18 protein-coding genes are annotated in these 23,511 nt (G+C 40.6%); 12 read left to right on the top strand and 6 right to left on the bottom strand.

All coding sequences use genetic code 11. The annotated features are described in order from the left end of the window. Positions 1-429: 429 nt before the first annotated feature. The gene (locus FJG96_RS01835) at positions 430-675 is read right to left on the bottom strand and encodes a hypothetical protein (RefSeq protein WP_139412486.1); all 246 of its coding nucleotides are present in this window, start codon (positions 673-675) and stop codon (positions 430-432) included. On the opposite strand from FJG96_RS01835, the gene FJG96_RS01830 reads away from it, so the two are divergent. From FJG96_RS01830 to FJG96_RS01785, 9 genes are all read left to right on the top strand, one after another. Beyond that, a complete protein-coding gene (locus FJG96_RS01830; protein ID WP_139412485.1) occupies positions 674-2,869 on the top strand; it encodes a primosomal protein N' in 2,196 nt (731 codons plus the stop codon). The two genes, FJG96_RS01835 and FJG96_RS01830, sit on opposite strands and share 2 nt — an antisense overlap. Positions 2,870-2,980: 111 nt before the next feature. After that, the gene (locus FJG96_RS09270; RefSeq protein WP_246046880.1) at positions 2,981-3,154 is read left to right on the top strand and encodes a hypothetical protein; all 174 of its coding nucleotides are present in this window, start codon (positions 2,981-2,983) and stop codon (positions 3,152-3,154) included. Positions 3,155-4,236: 1,082 nt separating this feature from the next. Continuing rightward, the gene (atpH, locus tag FJG96_RS01815; RefSeq protein WP_139412484.1) at positions 4,237-4,821 is read left to right on the top strand and encodes an ATP synthase F1 subunit delta; all 585 of its coding nucleotides are present in this window, start codon (positions 4,237-4,239) and stop codon (positions 4,819-4,821) included. After that, on the top strand, positions 4,821-6,356 hold the full coding sequence (gene atpA / locus FJG96_RS01810; RefSeq protein ID WP_005774542.1) for a F0F1 ATP synthase subunit alpha: 1,536 nt from the start codon (positions 4,821-4,823) through the stop codon (positions 6,354-6,356). The genes atpH and atpA overlap by 1 nt, the downstream gene beginning before the upstream one ends. A 20-nt stretch (positions 6,357-6,376) precedes the next feature. Beyond that, positions 6,377-7,300 carry a F0F1 ATP synthase subunit gamma gene (locus tag FJG96_RS01805; RefSeq protein WP_139412483.1) on the top strand — a complete coding sequence of 308 codons (924 nt, stop codon included), beginning with the start codon at positions 6,377-6,379 and terminating at the stop codon, positions 7,298-7,300. A gap of 19 nt (positions 7,301-7,319) precedes the next feature. Next, positions 7,320-8,927, top strand: coding sequence for a F0F1 ATP synthase subunit beta (atpD, locus tag FJG96_RS01800; RefSeq protein ID WP_139412482.1), 1,608 nt, complete (start codon positions 7,320-7,322; stop codon positions 8,925-8,927). A 126-nt stretch (positions 8,928-9,053) separates the two neighbouring features. Further along, positions 9,054-9,470 carry a F0F1 ATP synthase subunit delta/epsilon gene (locus FJG96_RS01795; RefSeq protein WP_139412481.1) on the top strand — a complete coding sequence of 139 codons (417 nt, stop codon included), beginning with the start codon at positions 9,054-9,056 and terminating at the stop codon, positions 9,468-9,470. A gap of 24 nt (positions 9,471-9,494) precedes the next feature. Then, a complete protein-coding gene (locus FJG96_RS01790) occupies positions 9,495-11,126 on the top strand; it encodes an MFS transporter (RefSeq protein ID WP_139412480.1) in 1,632 nt (543 codons plus the stop codon). A 24-nt stretch (positions 11,127-11,150) separates the two neighbouring features. Beyond that, positions 11,151-12,155, top strand: coding sequence for an HlyD family secretion protein (locus tag FJG96_RS01785; RefSeq protein ID WP_005774548.1), 1,005 nt, complete (start codon positions 11,151-11,153; stop codon positions 12,153-12,155). A 454-nt stretch (positions 12,156-12,609) separates the two neighbouring features. Here the strand turns inward: FJG96_RS01785 and FJG96_RS01780 are convergent, their stop codons facing one another. Further along, the gene (locus tag FJG96_RS01780) at positions 12,610-12,897 is read right to left on the bottom strand and encodes a hypothetical protein (protein WP_139412479.1); all 288 of its coding nucleotides are present in this window, start codon (positions 12,895-12,897) and stop codon (positions 12,610-12,612) included. A 927-nt stretch (positions 12,898-13,824) separates the two neighbouring features. On the opposite strand from FJG96_RS01780, the gene ispG reads away from it, so the two are divergent. Beyond that, complete coding sequence (ispG, locus tag FJG96_RS01775) at positions 13,825-15,066, top strand: flavodoxin-dependent (E)-4-hydroxy-3-methylbut-2-enyl-diphosphate synthase (RefSeq protein ID WP_139412478.1); 1,242 nt, start codon at positions 13,825-13,827, stop codon at positions 15,064-15,066. Positions 15,067-15,880: 814 nt separating this feature from the next. Continuing rightward, on the top strand, positions 15,881-17,047 hold the full coding sequence (locus tag FJG96_RS01770; RefSeq protein WP_139412477.1) for an MFS transporter: 1,167 nt from the start codon (positions 15,881-15,883) through the stop codon (positions 17,045-17,047). Positions 17,048-17,268: 221 nt separating this feature from the next. On the opposite strand, the gene FJG96_RS01765 is transcribed toward FJG96_RS01770, so the two are convergent. Further along, positions 17,269-18,171 (bottom strand): polyprenyl synthetase family protein, encoded by a 903-nt coding sequence (locus tag FJG96_RS01765; protein ID WP_139412476.1) that lies wholly within the window; start codon positions 18,169-18,171, stop codon positions 17,269-17,271. A gap of 441 nt (positions 18,172-18,612) precedes the next feature. Here FJG96_RS01765 and rpmF point away from each other — a divergent pair, with 441 nt between their 5' ends. Continuing rightward, complete coding sequence (gene rpmF, locus FJG96_RS01760; RefSeq protein ID WP_005774555.1) at positions 18,613-18,792, top strand: 50S ribosomal protein L32; 180 nt, start codon at positions 18,613-18,615, stop codon at positions 18,790-18,792. Positions 18,793-20,139: 1,347 nt separating this feature from the next. Here the strand turns inward: rpmF and FJG96_RS01755 are convergent. The 3 genes from FJG96_RS01755 to FJG96_RS01745 form a co-directional block, all read right to left on the bottom strand. After that, positions 20,140-20,724: a CarD family transcriptional regulator gene (locus tag FJG96_RS01755; protein ID WP_139412475.1), complete on the bottom strand. Its 585-nt coding sequence runs from the start codon at positions 20,722-20,724 to the stop codon at positions 20,140-20,142. A 304-nt stretch (positions 20,725-21,028) separates the two neighbouring features. After that, on the bottom strand, positions 21,029-21,370 hold the full coding sequence (gene fdxA, locus FJG96_RS01750) for a ferredoxin FdxA (RefSeq protein WP_005774558.1): 342 nt from the start codon (positions 21,368-21,370) through the stop codon (positions 21,029-21,031). A 21-nt stretch (positions 21,371-21,391) separates the two neighbouring features. Beyond that, positions 21,392-22,972, bottom strand: a complete 1,581-nt coding sequence (locus FJG96_RS01745) for a hypothetical protein (protein ID WP_139412474.1) — start codon at positions 22,970-22,972, stop codon at positions 21,392-21,394. Between the last annotated feature and the right edge of the window lie 539 nt (positions 22,973-23,511).

Below are 23,511 nucleotides of genomic sequence, written 5' to 3'. Positions count from 1 at the left end.
TATTGTTGACTACAAAAGCAAGAGCAAGAATTTAATAGAAAGAATAAGAATGCTATGATGTTTATTATGCCCGCTTTCTGTAAAGGAAGATCGCGGGTCAGTGAATGGATTTTTGTGTCATAAATTACCCTTGAAGAAGCCCATGTGTTTTACGCATGAAGTTTTTTCTATGTTCAAAGAATTTATTTATAACGAAAAAATTCTCGTATTGAACGTTTTTATGACGATATGTAAAATAATTTATCTTTATAAATCAATCTATTGAGAATAAGTTGAGCGTTGAGCTGGAAAAAATGAAAATGTGTATGTTGGCATGAGGTTACACTATGGGATCGCAAAAGAGCGCAGTGATAATGGTGATTAATGTTGTGTGGAATGCTTAATTGTGATGGACTTTAATTGGCACTGGAGAATGGCGCTGTTTTTTTGTTAGAGAGGATGACGTTGTATTGATTGTTGGTGTTTTGGTGATGGAATGCGTCTTAAACGAGAATTTTTGGGAGAAGCTTGTTGTGAAAAGGGGAGTGATTGAGGTCTGCCATGAATTTTACCTGCAATGAATTTTATAAGAGTGTTTAAAGATAAGGTGTAGACTTGTTGGTGTTCAAGAGGATCGTGGACAAAAGGATTGTAGATAAGGGGGGGTGGATTGGTTAAAAGGGTGAATTCAAACATGATAGAGGAAAAGGTTGTCTCTGTTTTGGTTCCTCTTCCTGTTGCGCATGCTTATAGTTATAAAGTTCCGTCTTCTATGGAGGTGGAAATTGGTTCTTTTGTTCGGGTTCCGGTGATGGGGCGTGAGCTTTGCGGTTTTGTGGTGGATGTTGGAGAGAAGACAGAGGATGGACAAAGAACCGCTTCGGTGGCCCGTGAAAAATTACGCTCTTTGCTTCATGTTTTTGATTGTCCACCATTAAAGGCAGAGATGATTGCATTTTTGCGGTTTGTTAGTCGTTATACCATGACGCCTTTTGGTCTTGTTGCACGATTGGTTTTGTCTGTACCGGCTGCTTTAGAGCCGGAAGCGCAGATGCTGGGATTGCGCTATTGTGGGGGAGATGTGGAACGTCTTACACCAGCGCGGTCACGGGTTTTGGAATTGGTGCGCAGTGAGAAGATCTGGACACGTTCTGGTCTTGCGCATGCGGCTGGAACGTCTGTGTCTGTTGTTGAAGGTTTAAAAGCACTAGGAATTTTTGAAGATGTTAAAATTCCTGCTCCTGATCTTGTGAGCATGCCCGATCCTGACTTTTGTCCTCCTCAGTTGCAGGGGGCACAGAGTGAAGCAGCAAAATTGTTGCGGGAAGGTGTTTTATCTTCTCAGTTTCAAGTTTTTTTGCTCGATGGTGTGACGGGCTCTGGAAAGACAGAAGTTTATTTTGAAGCGGTTGCTCAAGCTTTCAAAGGAGGGTGCCAAGTTTTAATTTTATTGCCAGAAATTGCTTTAACACAGCAGTTCTTGGATCGTTTTTATGCACGCTTTGGCGCTGCAGCAGCAGAATGGCATTCCGATTTGACACCGCGTCGTAGAGAACGTGTCTGGCGACAAGTTGCAGAAGGGCGGGTGCGTGTTGTTGCGGGGGCTCGTTCAGCACTTTTTCTTCCCTTTCATGCGCTGGGCTTGATTGTCGTCGATGAAGAGCATGATAGTGCTTATAAACAAGAAGAGCGCATTTTTTATCATGCGCGTGATATGGCTGTTGCTCGGGGGTCTTTTGAGCATTTTCCTGTTATTTTGTCCTCAGCCACACCGTCGATTGAAAGCCAAGCCAATGTTTTAAAAGGGCGTTATCAAAAGGTGCATTTACCTTCCCGTTTTAAAGAAGTTTCCCTTCCACAGTTGCGGGTCATTGATATGCGCCAAGGAGGAGTGCAAAAGGGGCGCTTTATTTCTTTTACCCTTGAAAGGGTTTTAAAACAAACGCTTGAAAAAGGCGAGCAGGCGCTGCTTTTTCTTAATCGCCGTGGTTATGCGCCTTTAACTTTATGCCGAGTGTGTGGACACCGTTTTCATTGTCGCGATTGTTCAAGTTGGTTGGTCGAACATCGCGCGCAAGGGCAATTAAAATGTCATCATTGTGGTTATCATCAATCCCTTCCAGAAGCCTGTCCTGAATGCGGAACATTAGACCATCTTGTGGCTTGTGGACCGGGTGTGGAAAGAATTGCAGAAGAAACACAAATGCTTTTTCCCCAAGCGCGCTCATTGATTCTTTCAACGGATCTCAAAGGGGGGATTGGGCAGTTGCGAAGTGAATTGCAAGCCATTGCCAATGGCGATGTGGATATTATTATTGGGACACAGTTGGTCGCTAAAGGACATCATTTTCCCAAGCTCTCTTTGGTGGGGGTTATTGATGCTGATCTTGGTCTTGCCAATGGCGATTTACGCGCCAGTGAACGTACTTTCCAGCTGCTTTCCCAAGTGACTGGCAGAGCAGGGCGGGTGGGATTGGAAAGTTTAGGATTATTGCAAACCTATCAACCGGATCATCCAGTCATAAAGGCTTTACTTTCATGCCAACCAGAAGATTTTTACACACGGGAGATTGCAGCACGTCAACAGTATCATTTGCCCCCCTATGGGCGTCTTGCCTCTTTGATTGTGTCTGCACAACAGCGCCAAGCCGCAGAACATTATGCGCGGGCACTCCGTCAAGCCGCACCGCGGGAGAAAAATATCTCAGTTATGGGACCGGCAGAGGCGCCTTTGGCTTTGGTTCGAGGGCGTTATCGTTTTCGGCTTTTACTGCAAGGTCAGCGCTCTTTTGATATACAAGGGTTTATTCGGGCCATGCTGAGAAATAGCCCCAAAATGCCTAGTTCCGTTCGGGTTCAAATTGATATCGATCCGCAAAGCTTTTTTTAAAAATCAAATTTCTCTTTCAAGTAATTGGAAGAATAGGGCGGGTGGGATTGGAAAGTTTAGATTATTGCTAACCTATCAACCGGATCATCCGGTCATAAAAGCCTTACTTTCATGCCAACCAGAAGATTTTTACACACGGGAGATTGCAGCACGTCGACAGTATCATTTGCCCCCTATGGGCGTTTTGCCTCTTTGATTGTGTCGCACAACAGCACCAAGCCGCAGAATGTTATGCGCGTGGCACTGCATCAAGTTCGTGCTCTTGGGGGGAAATATCTTGCTTAATAAACCAACAGAGACATCACCCTTATTTGTACAACATATTTGATTTATTTAAGAGTTTTAACTTCTACACGTTACAGGTGAGGCGCTTGTGTGGTGTGGAATTATCCAAGAAAGGCATACCTCTTATGAACTGTTTTAAGTGTTAAGGGGTTATCGCAACATTGAGGCAATGGGTGAGAGCCGTTGGTTTGCTTCTGATCAAACGTAAAGATGGGGGCTCAATGGCGGTTTATCGCCTTCATGGGTGTTGTCGCGAAATGGAGATGCTCCATTTCTTACACTTTTGTTCCTTTCGTTCTTTAATGAAAAAAGATTTTTCATGCAAAGTAGAACTCTCCCAATCGAGTATCCCCAAAAAAGAATATCATTATGGTTACTTTCATCTAATTGTTTGAGTAATTGTTTGAGCAAATATTTCTCAGGGTGTTGGAATTCATTTTATGATGTTGCTCGTCAGTAATGTAAATACTTTGCATAAATGAAAAAGCCGTTAAGGCTTTCTATCTTCAGGGTATCGGGTGGTACCATTATTGAGCTTTGAGAAACTGTGGATACATGAGAAGTGTTTTTAGTTTTTTTGCAAGAAAATATACTTGATGAAATGTTGTAAAAAGAGAGGGGATTTAAAGCGAAAGGATCATTTTTGTTAATTTTAAGGAGATATCCATTATTATTTTTTGCTTGTTCATTTGAAATAATAGATTTTTAAAGTCGCTTCTCGCAGAACTTTTGTAGGATAAGAGGGTAATCTTCAAAGAAGAACCGTTTTTGGGGGCAAGAGCGCTTGAAGCACAATAAAGAGTGTGAAAATCGCTTATGACAATGTCAAAAAGAGGCATAAAAAAACCGTGATGCTATTCTGCAGATCTAAAAAAAATCCTTTTCAAAAATATTTTGAATATTTTATTTAAAATTTTTAAAAAGCAGCGATTTGTGGTGTTGCGAGTCGGCTATGTCTATGCTAGAAACCAAATGGTTTTTGTTCTAGGTTTTAAGAAGAAGATTCTTAAGATTGAGAATGTCTGTTTCATTATCATCTGATAAATATCAGAGAATCGCTCAAGGGAAAGAGGCGGTATTTCGTGTCGGATTCATTTTCTCTCATACCGCTGCCGTTGGTAGATCAACGCTATGCGCAAGCGCTTTTTAATTGTGCTCAAGAAGCAGGAAACGTTGAAAAGATTGAAAAGGCAGTGGAAGATTTTTTGCTTGTCTTAGAGCAAAATGAGGATTTAAAACACTTCGTTCTCAGTCCATTCTTTTCAGTCAAAGAGCAAATTAAAATGATGCAATCTGTTTGTGAAAACATCAAATTTGCTGATAAAGAAGCAGGGCAGATTGTTGGTAATTTCTTACGCGTTGTTGCAGCAAACCGTAGGCTTAGTGCCGTATTTGGTATTTTACATGCTTTTCAGCGTCATGTCGCACGCGCTCGTAGGCAAGTTACTGCGCAAATTATTTCTGCGCGCCCGTTGAGTTCTCAACAAAAACAAGAGTTGTGTGAGGCTTTGGAAGGTGTGGTTGGGGGAAAAGTTTTGCTCCACATCATTGTCGATCCAACAATTCTTGGTGGATTAATCGTTCGTGTCGGGGCGTCTCAAATTGATACGTCTCTTCTCACGAAATTGTCTTCGCTTAAGCTTGCATTGAAAAAAGAGGTCAGCTGATGGATATTAGACCATCTGAAATTTCAAAAATTCTAAAAGAGCAAATCAAAAACTTTGACCAAAAGGCTGAGGTTTCAGAAATTGGTTGGGTTCTCTCTGTGGGAGATGGTATCGCTCGCGTCTATGGTTTGGATAATGTTCAAGCTGGGGAAATGGTTGCTTTTCCAAATGGTGTGCGCGGGATGGCGCTCAATTTGGAAGTTGACAATGTCGGTGTGGTCATTTTTGGCTCAGATCGCGAGATTCGTGAAGGAGATTGTGTCAAGCGGTTGGGCGCTATTGTTGATGTTCCTGTGGGACCCGCTTTGCTTGGCCGTGTGGTTGATGCTCTTGGAAACCCTATCGATGGTAAGGGACCACTTAAGGAAACAGAGCGTCGTCGTGTTGATGTTAAGGCACCAGGGATTATTCCGCGTCAGTCTGTGCATGAGCCTATGTCAACCGGATTAAAAGCGATTGATGCGCTCATCCCCATCGGACGGGGACAGCGTGAATTGGTGATTGGTGATCGCCAAACAGGAAAAACAGCGATTTTGCTCGATACATTTTTAAATCAAAAACCGTTCCATGAAAAAGGGGCTGGACGAGAGCAGGACAAAGTTTATTGTATTTATGTGGCTATCGGTCAGAAACGTTCGACGGTGGCACAATTCGTTAAGGTTTTAGAAGAACGTGGAGCACTGGAATATTCTATTATTGTTGCGGCAACCGCTTCTGATCCTGCTCCCTTGCAATTTATTGCACCTCTTGCGGGATGCGCGATGGGCGAATATTTCCGCGATAATGGGCAACATGCTTTGATCGGTTATGATGACTTGTCAAAACAAGCAGTGGCTTATCGTCAAATGTCTCTTTTGCTGCGTCGTCCACCAGGGCGTGAAGCTTATCCGGGAGATGTTTTCTATCTGCATTCACGTCTTTTAGAACGGGCGGCAAAATTGAATGCGGAAAATGGATCAGGATCATTGACAGCTTTGCCGGTCATTGAAACGCAAGCAAATGACGTTTCAGCTTATATTCCGACAAATGTGATTTCCATTACCGATGGGCAAATTTTCTTGGAAACCAATTTGTTCTATCAGGGTATCCGTCCTGCTGTAAACGTTGGTCTTTCTGTATCGCGTGTTGGTTCGGCTGCACAAATAAAAGCCATGAAGCAGGTTGCTGGATCGATTAAAGGGGAATTGGCACAATATCGTGAAATGGCTGCTTTTGCGCAGTTTGGTTCTGATTTGGATGCATCAACCCAGCGACTTTTAAATCGGGGAGCACGCTTGACAGAGCTCTTAAAACAGCCACAATTTTCTCCACTCAAAACAGAAGAACAAGTGGTGGTTATTTTCGCAGGGGTGAATGGCTATCTTGATTCTCTAGCGGTTTCTGATGTTGCGCGGTTTGAGCAGGGGCTTCTGGTACTTTTGCGGAGTGATTATCAAGATCTCTTAAAAGCAATTGCTGAGCAAAAGCAAATAACAGATGAGCTAAAAGATAAGTTGATAACTGTTCTCAACACCTATGCGAAAAATTTTTCGTGATGAATTGATGGAATGCTTGAATGGCCTCACTAAAGGATCTTAGAGACCGTATCGCTTCGGTTAAAGCAACACAGAAAATTACCAAAGCTATGCAGATGGTTGCGGCGGCGCGGTTGCATCGTGCGCAAGAAGCAGCACAATCGGCACGTCCTTATGCGAAGAGAATGGCTGATATTTTAACCAGTGTTGCTTCTGATGTGGATGGTGTTGATGCACCGGCTCTTATGCGTGGGACGGGGCGCGATGATGTACATCTCCTCGTGGTGTGTACGGCTGAGCGTGGTTTATGTGGTGCTTTTAATGTGCAAATCGCTCGTCGTGCCCGTGAGCAAATTAAAGCACTGTTGACCGCTGGTAAAATTGTGAAAATTATCACTGTGGGCAAAAAAGGTGCGGATATCTTATCGCGTGATTATAAAAGTTTGATGATTGATCACATTGATTTACATGCTGTAAAGCGAATTGGTTTTGCAGAGGCGATGATGATTAGTCAACGCATTATTGATTTGTTCAATGAAGGCGCTTTCGATGTCTGTACGTTATTTTATTCTGAATTTGTTTCCGTGATTAATCAACGCCCAACAGCTTTTGACTTGATCCCAATGGGGGCTCCAAAAGCAGCTGTTGAAGCAATAGATGTTGGGGAGCAAATAGAGCCTAAAGGTTCACAAGGGGTTGTTAATGGGGCGGTTGTTTATGAGTATGAACCTGATGCTGCTTCTCTTTTAGAAGCGCTTGTGCCCCGCAATCTTTCAGTGCAAATCTTTCGGGCTTTACTGGAAAATGTTGCTGGTGAAATGGGCGCAAAGATGACAGCTATGGACAATGCATCGCGTAATGCAGGTGAAATGATTAATAAATTGACGGTGGCTTATAATCGTCAACGTCAGGCACAAATTACCACAGAATTGATCGAAATTATTGCGGGCGCTGAAGCGCTTTAAATGGAAAAGGTAAGGATTGATGGCAAAAGCAGTAACCTCAAGCAAAGGAGCAGAAAAAGGTGAAAAAAAGAAACCAGCTGCTCGTTCCGGTGTGAAAAAAGACGCTTCGAAATCGCAAGTGGATGTAAAGACTTCATCTGCGCCTGCACGTCGTGTTGCTAAAGATGCGACCGTGAAAAAGGAAGAGCGTGTGAAAGGCGCTGTTGGTGAGATCAAACAGGTTATTGGTGCTGTCGTTGATGTGCAATTTGAAGGGGCATTACCAAATATTCTCAATGCGTTGGAAACAGAAAATTTAGGCAATCGATTGGTGTTAGAAGTTGCGCAGCATTTGGGTGAAAATACTGTGCGTACGATTGCCATGGATACGACCGATGGTCTGATGCGTGGCCAAAAGGTTGTGGATACAGGAGCACAGATTAGCGTTCCTGTAGGAGAAGCAACTTTGGGACGTATTATGAATGTGATTGGAGAGCCGGTGGATAATGTCGGCCCAATTCCTTCAACTAAAACGCGTTCTATTCACCAAGAAGCGCCTGAATATGTTGAACAATCGACCGTTTCAGAGATTCTTGTCACGGGTATTAAGGTTGTGGATTTGTTAGCCCCTTATTCGAAAGGGGGGAAAATTGGCTTGTTTGGTGGTGCTGGTGTTGGAAAAACCGTTCTCATTATGGAGCTTATCAACAATATTGCAAAGGCACATGGTGGTTATTCCGTGTTTGCTGGTGTGGGAGAACGGACACGTGAGGGAAATGATCTTTATTACGAAATGATCGAAAGCCGCGTGAATGTGAATCCAAAAGAAAACAATGGTTCAACAGAAGGCTCAAAATGTGCGCTTGTTTATGGGCAAATGAATGAACCACCAGGAGCACGTGCGCGTGTGGCTCTTTCAGGATTGACCATTGCAGAAAGCTTTCGTGATGAAGGGCAAGATGTGCTCTTCTTTGTGGATAATATTTTCCGGTTTACACAAGCAGGGGCTGAGGTATCTGCTCTTTTAGGACGTATTCCTTCTGCTGTGGGATATCAGCCAACTTTGGCAACGGATATGGGGGCTTTGCAAGAACGTATTACCAGTACAAAAACAGGTTCTATTACTTCCGTTCAGGCGATTTATGTTCCGGCTGATGACTTGACAGATCCTGCGCCGGCAACGTCTTTTGCCCATTTGGATGCCACAACCGTTCTTTCGCGCTCTATTGCGGAAAAGGGAATTTATCCAGCAGTTGACCCGCTTGATTCTTTCTCGCGTATGTTGGATCCATTGATTGTAGGGGAAGAGCATTATACGGTTGCTTGTCAAGTGCAAACCATTTTACAACGTTATAGAGCCCTTCAGGATATTATTGCTATTCTTGGGATGGATGAGCTTTCTGAAGATGACAAACTGTTGGTGGGACGGGCGCGTAAAATTGAACGTTTCCTTTCGCAACCTTTCCATGTGGCAGAAGCCTTTACGGGCTCGCCAGGAAAACTCGTTCCTTTGGAAGACACAATCAAAGGCTTTAAAGGTCTTTGTGCGGGCGATTATGATGATTTGCCAGAAGCTGCTTTTTATATGGTGGGTTCGATTGATGAAGCCATTGAAAAAGGAAAACGTCTCATGGCGGAGGCTTCTTGAATTAGAAGCTTCTTAGTTTAAGGAGAAATCTGTCATGAATATTTGTCGTTAAATAAGGGCAAGTTGTTGAAAAAGATAAGTTGTTAAAGAGGGCGGAGAGCCCTTCAGGGTATTGTGGAGACTTTTGTGGAAAACAATAGAGAAGAGCATTTTTTGTTTGAGCTTGTATCGCCTGAAAAGATTGTGTTTTCAGAGCAGGTGGTGTCTGTTGTTCTTCCTTCCGCTTCTGGTGTTTTGACCGTGATGGCACATCATGCACCATTGGTGGCAAGCATTGTGTTGGGGGGTGTTCGTGTTCGCACCTCTGTGGGAGAAAAGCTCTTTGCTGTTTGCGGAGGTGTTGCAAATATTACCTTTGCGGGTTGCTCTTTATTGGTCGAGCATGTTGTGGCTGTGGAGCATCTTTCTTTTGATGCTTTAGAACAGCAAATCTTGCAGGTTCAAGCGACGTTAGAGGGGGGAACGCGTGATGCGGACAATCCTAAAATCGAGGCTTTTTTCCAGCAATTGTCAGCGGATGGTTCTGTGTTGATAGAAGCGTAGCAGGGTATATTAGGAAAAGGTGACATGAGCGGAAAAAAAAGTACGGTTATGTCTGCCAAAAGGGGCGGAAAGCCTTTTCCTCGTCCTGGTCGTGTTTTTGCGGGACCTCTGCCGAAATGTTTTGTTTATATTTTTGCTTCTCTTATTTTGCAATGGGCTTATGGTTTGGGAGCCAATATTGTTCAGTCTAATATTGTCCATCTGACCGGTGATTTTCACGCAACTTTGGCCGAGACGACATGGTTGGTTGCAGCCTATATGGCACCAAATGTCAGTGTGGCGATTATGTTGATTAAAATCCGCTATCAATTTGGACTGCGTGCTTTTGCTGAACTGTCGATCCTTGGCTTCGTTTTGGTTTGCGCGTTGCAGCTCTTTGTGACTGATCTGCGTTCTGCGCTGATTATTCGCTTTTTTGCTGGGATTGCTGCTGCGCCTTTGGCTTCACTTGCGTTGCTTTATATGATGGAGGCTTTTGCGCCAGCAAAGAAGTTTACTGTTGCTCTTAGTTTGAATTATATGAATGCGGCTTTAGCGGCACCTTTATCGCATTTGATTTCTCCTGATTTGTTGGAAAATGGTGGTTTTTCCAGTCTTTCTGCTCTGGAAATGGGGTTGGTTCTCATCAGTTTGGTCTGTATCTATACGTTGCCTCTCACCCCTGTTGTTCGGAGTAAGGTTATTCAAAAGTTAGATTGGATAAGCTATGGTTTGATTGCTCTTGGTCTTGGTCTTAATGCTGTAATTATGTCTGTTGGCATCTTGTATTGGTGGTATGAAGCGCCATGGATTGGTTGGGGGCTTGCACTGGCTATTTTCTCTTTGGCTGTTGCTATTATGATTGAGCTTAATAGAGAAAAACCATTGATTGATCTGCGTTGGATTTTCAGTAAAGAAATGATTCAATCTGTTTTTATTTTATTGATTTTTCATGTGTTCTTGTTGGAACGATCCAATTTGCCCTTCGGTTTTTTTAATCTTTTTGGTTTGCTCAATCGCGAGATGGCGCCCATGTATTTTGCAGTGACATTGGGGACTTTGTTAGGGGGGGCTGTTTGTGTGTTTTTTTTACGGGCAGGGCGTGAGGATTATTTTTATTTGTTATCTTTGGGGTGTTTGGCTCTTGGCGCTTATTTAGATAGTCGTGTAAACCATTTAACGCGTCCACAAGATATGATGTTGAGCCAAGGATTGGTGAGTTTTAGTTATGCGCTTTTTTTGCCTCCTGCGCTTTTTAAAGGGTTTGCGATCGCTGGTGAGCGAGGACCACGTTATGTTTTGAGTTTTATTGCTGTTTTTTTGCTCACACAAGTAACGGGAGGATTGATGGGGTCGGCTTTTTTTGGCAGCCTGCAGTTTTATTTTGCTCATAAGAATTTTGAGTCCTTAACACAAAATATTGTTGTGACTGATCCGCTTATTTCCGGTGAGATGAATACTTTATTTTCGCCTTTTTATGGTACGTCTGTCGCTCATGGCTTGGGAAAAGATCAGGGGACTTCTCTATTGATAGAGAAATTTAAGTTAACAGCAAATATTTTTGCTTATGATGACGTTTTTCGGCTTTATTTTTATATTTCAATGGTTGTATTCGTTATTTTTCTTGTCACAATGATTGTTAAGTCATGCTCTGTGCGTGCATTAGAAAAAAAGTGATGTCATAGAAGAGGGGTGCAAAAAATGATAAAAGCATTACGGTCAAAGGCTACGATTGTTGCATTCCTGTCAGGTATTATGGGGGTTTTGCTGATTTTGTGGGCTTGGAGACTTCCTCCTTTTGTGAGCAATATCCAAATAACGGATAATGCTTCCATTAAAGGCGATGTTACTTTGGTTAGTTCACAGATCTCTGGGGTGATCGCACGTATTTATGTGCAAGATTATCAACGCGTTGAAAAGGGAATGCTGCTCTTTGAGCTTGATGATTCTCTTTTTCGTCAGCAGCTTGCACGAGCACAGGCTGTTCTCGATTCAAAAAATGCAAAATTGGCCAGTATTGAATTGCAAGCACAGCTTTTGCAGGGTGAAATTAATACAGCAGAAGTCGAATTGGCTCGTTCACGAGCATTCTCTAATGTTGTTCCTGATAAAAAGTTAGGTTTTGGTGATGCGGCAAGTACTGTTTCTCGTCCTCTTTCACAACTCTTGGCGGCATTGGAAACAAAACGGCAATTGCAAAAACAATTAAATCTTGAACGGCAAAGTTTACAGTCAGAAGTTGCGGGCGCAAAAGTGGGGGTTGAGTTGGCAAAACTCAATCTCGATCATACAAAGATTTTATCGCCTCGAACAGGCTATATTGGATTGGTTGGCGCTAGGGTAGGACAATATGTTATGCCGGGGACGCAATTGGTCTCCGTCATTTCTGATGATATTTGGATTATTGCTAATTATAAAGAAACGCAACTTTCTCAGATGCGTGTGGGACAACCGGTTGTTTTTTCTGTTGATGCATTGAACAACAAAAAGTTAACAGGGCGTGTGGTTCGTTTTGCTCCTGCGACAGGTTCAGAGTTTTCATTGTTAAAAACGGATACGACAATTGGTAATTTTATCAAAATTGCGCAACGTATCTCCGTACGGATTGCTTTAGATCCTGGGCAGGAAGGGATTGAAAAGCTTATTCCTGGAATGTCTGTGGTGACATATGTGGATACTTCGCAGCGAGTCGATTCTGGAGGATAAAATTTTGGGTTTTTTCAATTTAATTTTTATACCGTTTTCTTATAGCAAGTGGTTGTTCACTTTAGAAGATTTCGTTTGGTTTGTGATGCTCTATCTTTTAAAGCTCTTAAAACTCTTACTTGTCATGATGTAAAATAATATTCTTTAAAATATTCAAGTGCATGCCTTTTTTATCCCTTTACATTTTGTGATATAACGTAGTCGAGGGGGGCTGGAGTAATACGTTAAAAGCTTGCTTGTTGTTTCTTACTACACTGTTCTTTTAGGTGTGGTGGCGTGGATTACATGCGTGGACAGTGATCCTGCTGCTAGATCAAAAGCTGGATGAGAGACTGTTGGATGAAAAATTTATCCTTTAGGTGCATAAGGTTAGGGGGTGTAAAATATTATACTTTATCAACGATAAAAAAATGCCCGCTTTGAATCGGGCATGAAAAGGGGGAAATTATTAGTGTTAGTAATTTTTGCGTATGAGTAAGACGCTTGCTAAAACTAATCCTGCAGCTAATGCGAGGGTTTTCTTAGGATTTTCTTTTGCTTTTTTCTTTAATTCTGTTGCCTGTTCGTTCAGGTGATAAAGCGCATGACGGCCCTTTTGTTTCCACGTGTTAAACAGCTCAGAAATATTTTCAAAGCTATCATTTTGAGAACTCCAGCGATTTACGGGAACGAGTTCTCTTTTTAATTGTGCAATACGTTTTTTAATTTTAGCATTTTTGGCATTGGTTGAAAATAGACACATCTGTTGACTCCTTCATGTGTTAAATTGTTGCATGATCGTTGGAATTGTGTTTGGGGTTTTGCTATAACGGCTTAAAATTTGAAAGGTTGCATTGATTATATGGTCTAGGGGTATATTGTTGGGAGGGATTATGCGGCTTGGGGGTGAGGTGAAAATTTAAGCGTTTGGGTTTAACGAGACGTTTCTTAGCGGGTTTGTATTCATTTCATGATGAGGGGGATAAAGGATATAGGATAAAATCTCCTGCAAAGAATAATCCCTCGTGAGAGGTCTCAAGTTTATCGCGCATTTCCATCATTATTTCATACAGGGATTAAATTGGGCGCTTCATTTTCTTGTACTTGTTTCAGAGTGTTACGATTGCTTTTGAAGATAGTTTTTCAAACATTTTTACTTTTTTAGTTTTATTTCCATGGGTGCTTTTAAGTGTGTAAGGGGCATGGCTTTGATTGATGATGAATAAATTTGCAATGAGAGAAGCTGACCATGTTTAAGTTTTTTATTCAAATTTATAAAAAAGAGATTATTATAAATCAATATGTTGTCTTAATTAGGTGGTAGCTTTCGTGCATTTTTAAAAATTGTGCTGTGATAAGCGTTATCTGTTGTGTTGTAAATATTGTTTTTCGATGATGTGGATGTAAGGTATAGGATGCCACTTAAAAATGTGGTTTTGTCCTTGTCTGATTTCAGTTTCTTTTTGAAGTAACCAAGTGTAAAATTACGAATGTGAGCAGGCGTGGTAGGATTTATCTGAGGCATTTATGAAATGGACCTCGCTTATGGGCTTAAATTGCATCAGGGGTAACAGATGGGACTTTAAGCAATCTGTTGATTGGTGGGCGGTGTATGTTCATCCTTTGAAGCGCGGAGAAAGTCAATGTCAGTGATGACTGATAGTGCGGATTTTAAAAATTTGAGGACTTGATGAGCACGACCTATTTTTTATCGAAACCTCTTGAGCGTCGTCACTCTGTTGGCGTCGCTGTTGGTGATGTAATGGTTGGGGGGCAGAGCCCGATAGTTGTACAGTCAATGACCAATACAGATACTGCTGATGTTGATGCAACCGTTTCTCAAGTGGCTGCTCTTTGGCAAGCGGGCTCACAATTGGTTCGTATTACGGTTGATCGTGATGAAGCGGCGGCAGCTGTCCCAAAAATACGTGAACGATTGGAGCGGTTAGGATTTTTTGTCCCATTGGTTGGAGATTTCCATTATATTGGCCATAAGCTTTTATCAGAGCATCCGGCATGCGCTGAGGCGCTTGCCAAATATCGCATCAATCCTGGAAATGTAGGTTTTGGTGCGAAAAAAGATCGTCAATTTGCAGAAATTATTGAGATTGCTTGTCGTTATCATAAACCTATTCGCATTGGTGTGAATTGGGGTTCTCTTGATAATGCGTTGTTAACACAGCTTATGAATGAAAATGCGAGACAAGAAAACCCTTTATCGGTGGCTGAAGTGATGCGGGAAACCGTTGTGCAGTCGGCTATACAGTCGGCTCTTTGGGCTGAAGAGATGGGATTGGGGCGTGATAAAATTATTCTTTCTGCTAAAGTGAGTGATGTTCAAGATCTTATTGCTGTCTATATTGCTTTGGCAGAGCGTTGTGATTATGCTCTTCATTTGGGATTAACGGAAGCAGGGATGGGAACAAAAGGGGTTGTGGCTTCTTCAGTGGCTTTGGGCATTTTATTACAGCAAGGGATTGGCGATACAATCCGGATTTCCTTAACGCCGGAACCGGGTGGGGATCGAACACGAGAAGTAAAAGTGGGGCAAGAGCTTTTGCAAGTGATGGGATTTCGGCAATTTCTCCCCGTGGTTGCAGCTTGCCCTGGATGTGGGCGTACAACTTCAACGGTTTTTCAGGAATTAGCGCAAAAAATTGAAACAAATTTACACAAAAATATGCCCGTTTGGCGTGAAAAATACCCTGGAGTTGAAAGTTTGAAGGTTGCTGTGATGGGATGTATCGTCAATGGTCCAGGGGAATCAAAACATGCGGATATTGGAATTTCATTGCCTGGAGTGGGAGAAAGTCCAGCGGCACCCGTTTTTATTGATGGACAAAAGGTAAAAACTTTGCGGGGTGATCATATTGCTGAAGAATTCGAGGGGCTGTTGAGTGATTATATTCATAAACGCTTTGGACAAGGTTGAATAATTGCACAAGGTTGAAATAAAGAAGATCCCTTGTTTTAAAGAGATATCTCTTAGGATTTCCATTTCACGATGGAGTTTATGAAATGCTATAATGGTAAAGTTCTCGTGAAGGGTATAAAACTTGTACAGTCCCCCCATCTTTTAAGTTTAATAAAAGAACAACCCGCAGCATCATATATTTGCGCCGGCTTCCATACAGTTTTTAAGATTTGAGATGGTACCATAAAAGACATTTTAGTTTTTATTTGTAACGTTTTTACTCACATGTCTCCCTCGCTTGTGAGGGCAGATAAGTGATTTGAATTGATGCACTATGAGTGAGTGAAAGAATTTTACAATATTCAGGATGCTCATTCGACATGCAAAACAATGAATGATGATTATAAATCAATGTATTGTTTGTTGATCAGTTGCTTGGTACGGTGTGAAAGTATTGTACTGCTGATGATCTCAGGCAAAACCAGCTTTTATGCATGGTATCAGAAACCTATGACTGATATCGATGTGTTTGAGCTTTTTAAGACTATTCAGTAAAACGATATGAAGACTTTGATAGATCCTTAAATGTGGATGCTGGCTCGTTGGCGGTTCTTGCGTTCGTGGAATAATAGACTTTGACAAAAGCAAAATTATAGAAAGAACATGATTTATTCTTTCTTCCGATATTTTTAGGCATTTTTCCGGATATAAAATTGATAAAACTGAAGATCCTTATAGCGGATATTGCCCTATCTGTCATAAAAGGTCAGCTTTTATTTTTCTATAAAATGATGTATCTGGATGCCTTTTTTGGCGCTATTGGGGGGAATGAATGAAAAGTATACTAGCCTTTGGCTTTTTATTTAACGGTATAAGAATTTTAACAGGCGCCTTTATTGTCTTTTATATGCTTGAAAAAGGGCTAACACTTATTGATATCGGGATCATTAAGTCATTTCAGGCTTTTATTATGATGGTGACCGATATTCCTCTGGGGTATTTTGCCGATCGAAAAAGTTATAAAATATCAATCGTTTTAGCGGCGGCTTTTGCTGCTCTATGGCTCTTTCTTATGGGCGTTTCTACAAGCTTTTACGGTTTTCTTGTGGCAGAATCTTTTAATGCAGTGTCGCTGACATTGATTGCGGGGGCTTATAATGCTTTACTTGTTCAATATGCAAAAGCAAAAGGAACATCGACTAAAAAAGTGCTGGGATTAAGTTCTCAATATAATTACATTGGCATGTTTATCTTTAGTTTGATTGGTGCTTATTTTGCTGATTATTCGAGCCAATCTATATGGTATATCGCGGCATTTTTAATGTTGATGACAACATTCTTTGGTTTGTTTTTTCTTGATGACCTCAAAGGAGAGAAAAGACCACGTCATGTCAATTCACTTCAGACACATTCTTTCATTTGTGAAGCTAAAGAAATGGTCTCTATTTTTGTTCAAATTCCTTATATCTCTTTATGCTTTTATTTTTCATTGATTTTTTTCAATATCTTTTCGCAATATTGGCAGTGGATCTTTAAAGATCATCATATTCATGTCACTTATTTTGATCTTGGGCTGACATTTTCGCTGATATTGCTCTCTCAGCTCTTGGCGAGTTTTCTCTTTACAAAACTAAGCGAGAAAATAAATTTTGTTTTATTGCTGTTTCTTTCTGTTTGTCTGATTTTTACAGTGGCTTTCTTTGAACCAAGAAAAGAAATTGCTGTCATTTTAGTCTGTATGATTTTTTATCTCATTAAGTATACCTATCTTCGTGTGGAAGTTATTCTACATGATTGTATGAGTGATCATTTCAGGGCGACATACGAGTCTTTCTTGTCAACCGTTGGAAGAATGAGCCTCTTGGTGTTTTTTTACATGAGTGCCTCTATGGTCAATAGGTTTGGCTTTTTCTCACTCATTTATATTTTTGCTCTTTATTTATTGATTTACTTGTTGTCCGTATTTTTTTTAGAAGGAACGCGCAAAAAAGTTCAATGAGATTATTATTACATGTGTGTTTTATAAATTCATGTGCTTGTTTTAATGGATCTCTTCAAGGTTTGTCATATCCCCTTAGGGTTTGTCATATCCATTGAATGATGGGACCAATAATATCATGGAGATCAATGGTAAGATTTTTGAAAAATCTCTTGGACATTTAACAAAAAGGATGGTGTAAGCTGTGTACAATAGAGCGGAATGTAATAGGGTCGATGACGTTAATTTTTGCGTGTTGCACTAAAGCGAGCTGCTTGTTGGAGAGGGAGTGCTTTGATACCAAAAGGGTGTAAGAGAGCCTCTGCTTTTGTGATGAGGGAATCTCGCTTTTTTTCGGTTTCTTCAATGCCATAAAGGCGAACAAAAGTTGCCTTTTGTGCTGTTTCATCTTTCCCAGCGGTTTTTCCCAAAGTCTGTGTGTTGGCAGTAACATCAAGAAGATCATCCGTTAATTGAAAGGCTAGACCAAGGTAGGTTCCAAAAGCCGTCAACTTTGTCAATAATTTTTCTGACGCATTACCAATGATGGCGCCTGCTTGGCAAGCAAAGCTTATCAGAGAAGCTGTTTTCATGTGTTGTAGGGTGATGATGTCAGTACTTTCTTGTGGTCTTTTTTCTGCTTCAATATCAAGCATCTGACCACCTATCATACCACCAAGTCCGGCTGATTGTGCAAGAGCTGTGATCAATTTTATTCTCATCTCTGTAGAGAGTGCATTGGCTTTATGGGCAATGATTTCAAAGGCAAATGTCAAGAGAGCATTGCCTGCTAGAATTGCTGTTGCTTCATCAAATTCTATGTGGACGGTGGGTTTTCCACGTCGGAGGATATCGTTATCCATGGCTGGAAGATCATCGTGAATGAGCGAATAACAGTGAACACATTCTAAGGCACATGCAATATCAAGCGAATGCTCTACAGGGATATCAAAAAGTGCAGCACTTTGAATCACAAGAAAAGGTCGCAAGCGTTTTCCACCGTTTAGCACCCCATAGCGCATAGCTTTGATGAGGTTTTCAGGGCGTGAAATTTCACCAGTTTGGATGTGATCACTGAGCAGGGTGCTCAGTCGACTTTCAACGCTTTGACCATGTTTTGCAAGAAGGGTGGTAAATTCGTGCATTCTTGCTTCCTTTGTTTTTATGAAAATAAAATGATGACGTTCAAAAAGAGAGGCTATTGCTTTTTTTGTTTTCATCAATGGGCGTAGGTTTTTATTAAAAATCAATTTCTCTTTATTATGCGTATCTTTACTGTATGCGCAAATCCCTTTTAAAGCCAAATAAGATAATGCCAAATAAAAAATTAAATTTTAGCCTTATGAAAATACTTTCATGGGTGTATAAAACGCATAAATTTTTGGGTTCTTTTGCTCTTCATTTGCTCATTGTGACATCCTTTTTGATAAAAGAAAGGTTATTTTTGCTAAGAGGAAGATCATTTTGACATTGCCTCTTCTTTTTTATCAGTATATAATGCCCTCAAATTTTATGGTGTTTTGAAATGAAGCATTGTCATTTTTGACATTGCTTTTTCTGTTTTAATGGATTTGGAGTGTCTTTTTATGGCTGTACCTAAACGAAAAACCTCTCCAGCGAAGAGGGGCATGCGCCGTTCGGCTGATGCCCTGAAGGCGCCGACTTACATCGAGGATAAAAATTCTGGTGAATTGCGTCGCCCTCATCACATCGATTTGAAAACGGGAATGTATCGTGGACGTTCCGTTTTAGTGGTTAAGGACTGAGTCTTTTATCTCTCTGTCTCTGCTGGTAAGATCCTTTTTATTTATTGGTGAATGCATGTTCTCGAGCGTGCATTTTCTGCTTTGAGGTGGCTGTTGAGGAGACTTGGCGTCGCTCTCATGCTATTGATTTGAAAACGGAAGTGTATGGTGGACGTTCCGTTTTAGTGATTAAGGCTTTAGTCTTTTATCTCTCTGTCTCTGCTGGTAAGATCCTTTTTATTTATTGGTGAATGCACGTTCTCAAGCGTGCATTTTCTGCTTTGAGGTGGCTGTTGAGGAGATTGGCGTCGCTCTCATGCTATTGATTTGAAAATGGGTCATTGATTTGAAAAAGGAAGTGTATGGTGGACGTTCTGTTTTAGGGATTAAGGCTTTAGTCTTTTATCTCTCTGTCTGTGCTGGTTAAGTTTCTTTTGGTTTATGGATGAATGCGCGTTCTCAAGCGTGCATTTTCTGCTTTCCCTAGAATAGAGGGTAAGGCTTTGTCGTAAAAAGATGATTCTATTGGGGGGATGATTTTTTTGTTTTCTTGAGAGACAATAAAGGATGGTTTGTGTGCAGTGTCTTTTAAAGAATGGAGATGATGGTTTGTTTCATGCTTTTCTTGTTCTTTGATGAGATCACAGCCATTATATAAATAAAACGCTCCAAATCGAATATACCCGTGTTGTACATCTACGCGTTTTTTAAAAATACCTCTCTCAGCGTGCTTTTCAGCCCATTTTGCGACAATCTTTCGTGAAGGGTATAATGATAAAGCCCCATGAAAGAATATAAAATTTATTTACCTTTAAGCTGCATAAAAGTGCAAGCGAGCGCTGTCATACACTTTGCGAGCTCGTGGGTGTGCAAATAGCTTTTGACTCTTAAAGCGGTTCATAAGAGACATGCTTTTTTTGTAAAGTTTTTATTCATATGATCTCCTCACTTGTAAGAGGTAAGCGAGTGTTTTTAATTGATTCAACATGGAATAGGTTGGAAACAAAAGAACTTTACGATATTCAGGGGGTAATTCAATATAAGACAAAATGATAAATTATCTTTATAAATTAATATCTTGAATTACATGGGATGTGTGAGGGGACATTTGAATGATTTAATGGGAGAGAAGCTTCCTGTATTCAGACTGATGATTGAGAAGATAAAAATGATATCTTATGATGATGAGTCAATGAGCTTGCTATGAAGTAAAACGCATGAAGCGGCAGCGGTTGTGATTTGTCGAAAAGTTAGAGTGTTAATTGGTGCTTTAAGAAATTTTATTCTTGAGAATACAGAGGATGATAAAAAAATAAAACCAGCTTTTGCTGGTTTTATCAAAATATTCTGTTGTTATGAAAGAGTGTATTATGCCGCGTAGACAGCTTCGCTGTTTTCAGCGTTTTCTTCTCTTTCAGTTTTAAATTCGCGTTTTGGCTTGTTGGAAAGGTGCATCTCGATGAGATTAATCGCTTCTGTTTCAGAAAGGCTATTAATAACCGCAATTTCGCGGGCCATTCTTTCAAGAGCAGCGGTATAAAGTTGACGCTCAGAGTAGGATTGTTCGGGCTGTAGGTTAGAGCGAAAAAGATCACGGACCACTTCAGCAATACAAATAAGATCTCCAGAGTTGATTTTAGCATCATATTCTTGGGCGCGGCGTGACCACATGGTTCGTTTAACGCGTGCTTTTCCACGTAAAACTTTTAACGCGCGTTCAACGGAATCTCCAGCAGATAATTTACGCATTCCAACGGAAAGGGCTTTTGCAATAGGGACCTTGACATCCATTTTATCCTTCGCAAAATGAATGACAAAAAGCTTTAATTTATGTCCTGCAACTTCTTGATCTTCAATCGCTATAATTTGTCCTACGCCATGCGTGGGGTAGACGATATATTCAGAGGTTGCAAATTCTTTAGTCTTTGAGGACGTTCCATGTTGGGATGCCATAATTTTAGTTTACTCCCTTATGATCAACAAATGCATCGGAAAACAGGTTATAAACCTGAGGGTTGAGTTTTCTTTAACCAAGTATATTGTATCAATTAAGTGAGCATAAAAGCCGAGTACTTTTAAATCCAAAAAAAATACATTGCTTTACTAAAAAAAGCAAAGAAAAATACTTAGAAAGATGATCATGCTAGAATAACACTAACATCAAACTTCAAAAGAATCAATCATTTCGCTTGAGGATTTTTTATTTTTACAAGAGAAGTCTTTCAATTGTTGAAGGAGAGCGCCATACCCTGTATCATTACTCTTCTCCACTTCCTGGATTTTCTGAAAAATACTTTTCTAATTTGTTTGGAACGCCATCCATTTCTTTGGCTTGAGGAAGAGGCTCTTTTTTTGTGGTTAAATTGGGCCATTTGTTTGCGTAATGAAGATTAAGTTCTAACCACTTTTCGAGTCCTGGTTCTGTATCAGGTATAATGGCTTCTGCTGGGCATTCTGGCACACAAACACCACAATCGATGCATTCATCAGGATGAATGACCAACATATTTTCACCTTCATAAAAACAATCAACAGGACAAACTTCAACGCAATCCGTATATTTGCAGTGAATGCAGTTGTCGGTTACGACGTGGGTCAAGATCAAACTCCATTTGTTACTTTAATGCTCTTTAGAGGAAAGTGTGTCTGTGTTTTGATGATTGGTGAGTTGATCACGGAGTACAGCTAATTTTGCAAAAGGTGAATCAGGGTTAAAACGTTTTTCTTTTTGAAAAGGCTTATAATTTCCACGCTTGTCTTGGGGTTTATGGAACTTATGAGAACGTTTTGTTTGTGAAGGGGTTTCTTGAGGGAAATTTTCATTCACTTTGTCCCCTTTTTTTATAGCGCTCTTCGGGTTATTTTTCCACTTATGTCCGGATTTATCACGTTTCTTTTGTGTGTGATGGTGAAATGGATGCTTATAATGCCATAATAAAATAACTTTATCTTCTGCAAGAGGGAGAGTGGGCTTGGCAAAATTTCCAATAGGTTCAGCTGCTGGTAAATGATTGGTTTTAAGGGGGTGTTTTTCAATATGAGAGGATAAAGCATTCAGGGTTGAGGGATTTTTTTCTTCTTGTGTTGTTTGTGAAGTTCTGATTGTTTGCCATAAATTGCCAACGCATTCTGCGGGTTGAACCTCTTGTGTTGTCGCAGTCACAGAAAAAGAGCTTTGCTGTGCAAGAAGATTTTGTTCAAAAACAGTATTGCTTATGCTGTATGATTGGTAGCCAAGTCCTTTGAGGATTTCTTCCATATCATTCCCATTGGCACCAAGAATGGACATCATGGCTGGGGTTACAAAAAAGCTTTTGCCGTCATAGGCGCCATCGGGCTTGGGATCACTTCCCTGTTTCCACTGAAGAGCGGGGCGGATGAGATTGGCAAGACGTTCTAAAATATCAATCCGTACGGCACGTTGTCCTAAAATGCGGTAACCGGCTAATTGATAAAATTGGCGGTTATAGGTAGGGTCAACACTCAAAGAGGTACGACCAGCAGATAATGCTGTAAAAATTTCACCCAAACCCGTTTGGTCTTGTCCCGCGTTTTGAAGATTCCACAAAAGGGTAATGGCTTGAACTGGAGCAGGTTTAAGTATGCCTGCAACATAGATATGAAAAGCACCAAAACGCACCCCTAGACGCCGAAGTACGGCACGTGATTCTTGTGCAAGGTTTTTGACAAGGTCTAAAACTTCGCGGCGGGGTAAAACCCCTAAAGCGTTAAACAGTTGTAAGGCAAGGTTACTGGTTGAATCTGTTAAATTATCGGCATTGCGTAAATCAAAAAGGGGCTTTAAAGCCGTCTCAAAATGAAAGGTTACAAAGCGTTCTAATCGTTTTACGACATTGTCACGGGATTCTCCGGTGAGTTGTGTGTCTGCTAAAACAATCAGTTTAGGTTTGAAAAAATCTTCTGTCGCAACAAGTTGCCCCACAGGTTGACCAATCCAGCGCACAATGCCATCAGAACTGAGGGTAAAATCGCCATTTGCACAAGCACAAAAACGTGTTGCACGTTTGGAAAACGCAAGAATCAAATTCTCATTCTCTGTTGAGCATTGCTCCTCAGCTGTTTGATCGCTATCATTTTTGTTGGCATAAAAACGAAAACCTTCAAATTTACCCCTTCCGTATTTTTCAATGAGAATATCATCTTGAAGAATCTCATTCTGTTGAACAATCTTGCTATCCATGATCATTTTCTTTCTCAGCGCGATACTGGTAAAAAGCCTTTTGCGACAACTCCATAATGCTGCTCTTTCTTTAACACGTTTGTTGCGCTTGCTTCAATCATTCTTCTCGTTTTTTGATGTTTCTTTTTGCGTCTTTAAAGCTTAGATGCTGCTTTTTTATTCAGTTTTTATTCAGTTGGGATATTTTATATTTGTAGATTACACTTATTAGTTGTAATGTAAAGTCGAAAGCTTAAAAAGCATAAAGATTCTCTCAATTTAAAAGGAAATGGAATCGGTCATCAAAAAAAACAGCATGTATTTTGTCTGAGCATTTTATTTTTTTTGCTGTTTTGTCATGAAAAGTGAAGAGAAAGTTTTTTTTTCAAATATTTCATAGGTTAAAAGGCATATTGTAGGGGCATTTTGCAGGTGAAATTGTGTCTTATGACAAGAAGTTTTACCATGACACTAAAAAAAACAATTGCGATTATAAATTTACACGCTAAAGTAGTGGGCGCATAAGTGGACAACTTTTGAGTTCTTTTTAAGGAAGAATT

Source organism: Bartonella mastomydis, from assembly GCF_900185775.1.
In the GTDB taxonomy this organism is placed as follows: domain Bacteria; phylum Pseudomonadota; class Alphaproteobacteria; order Rhizobiales; family Rhizobiaceae; genus Bartonella; species Bartonella elizabethae.
This window is presented reverse-complemented; position numbering and strand designations above follow the sequence as displayed.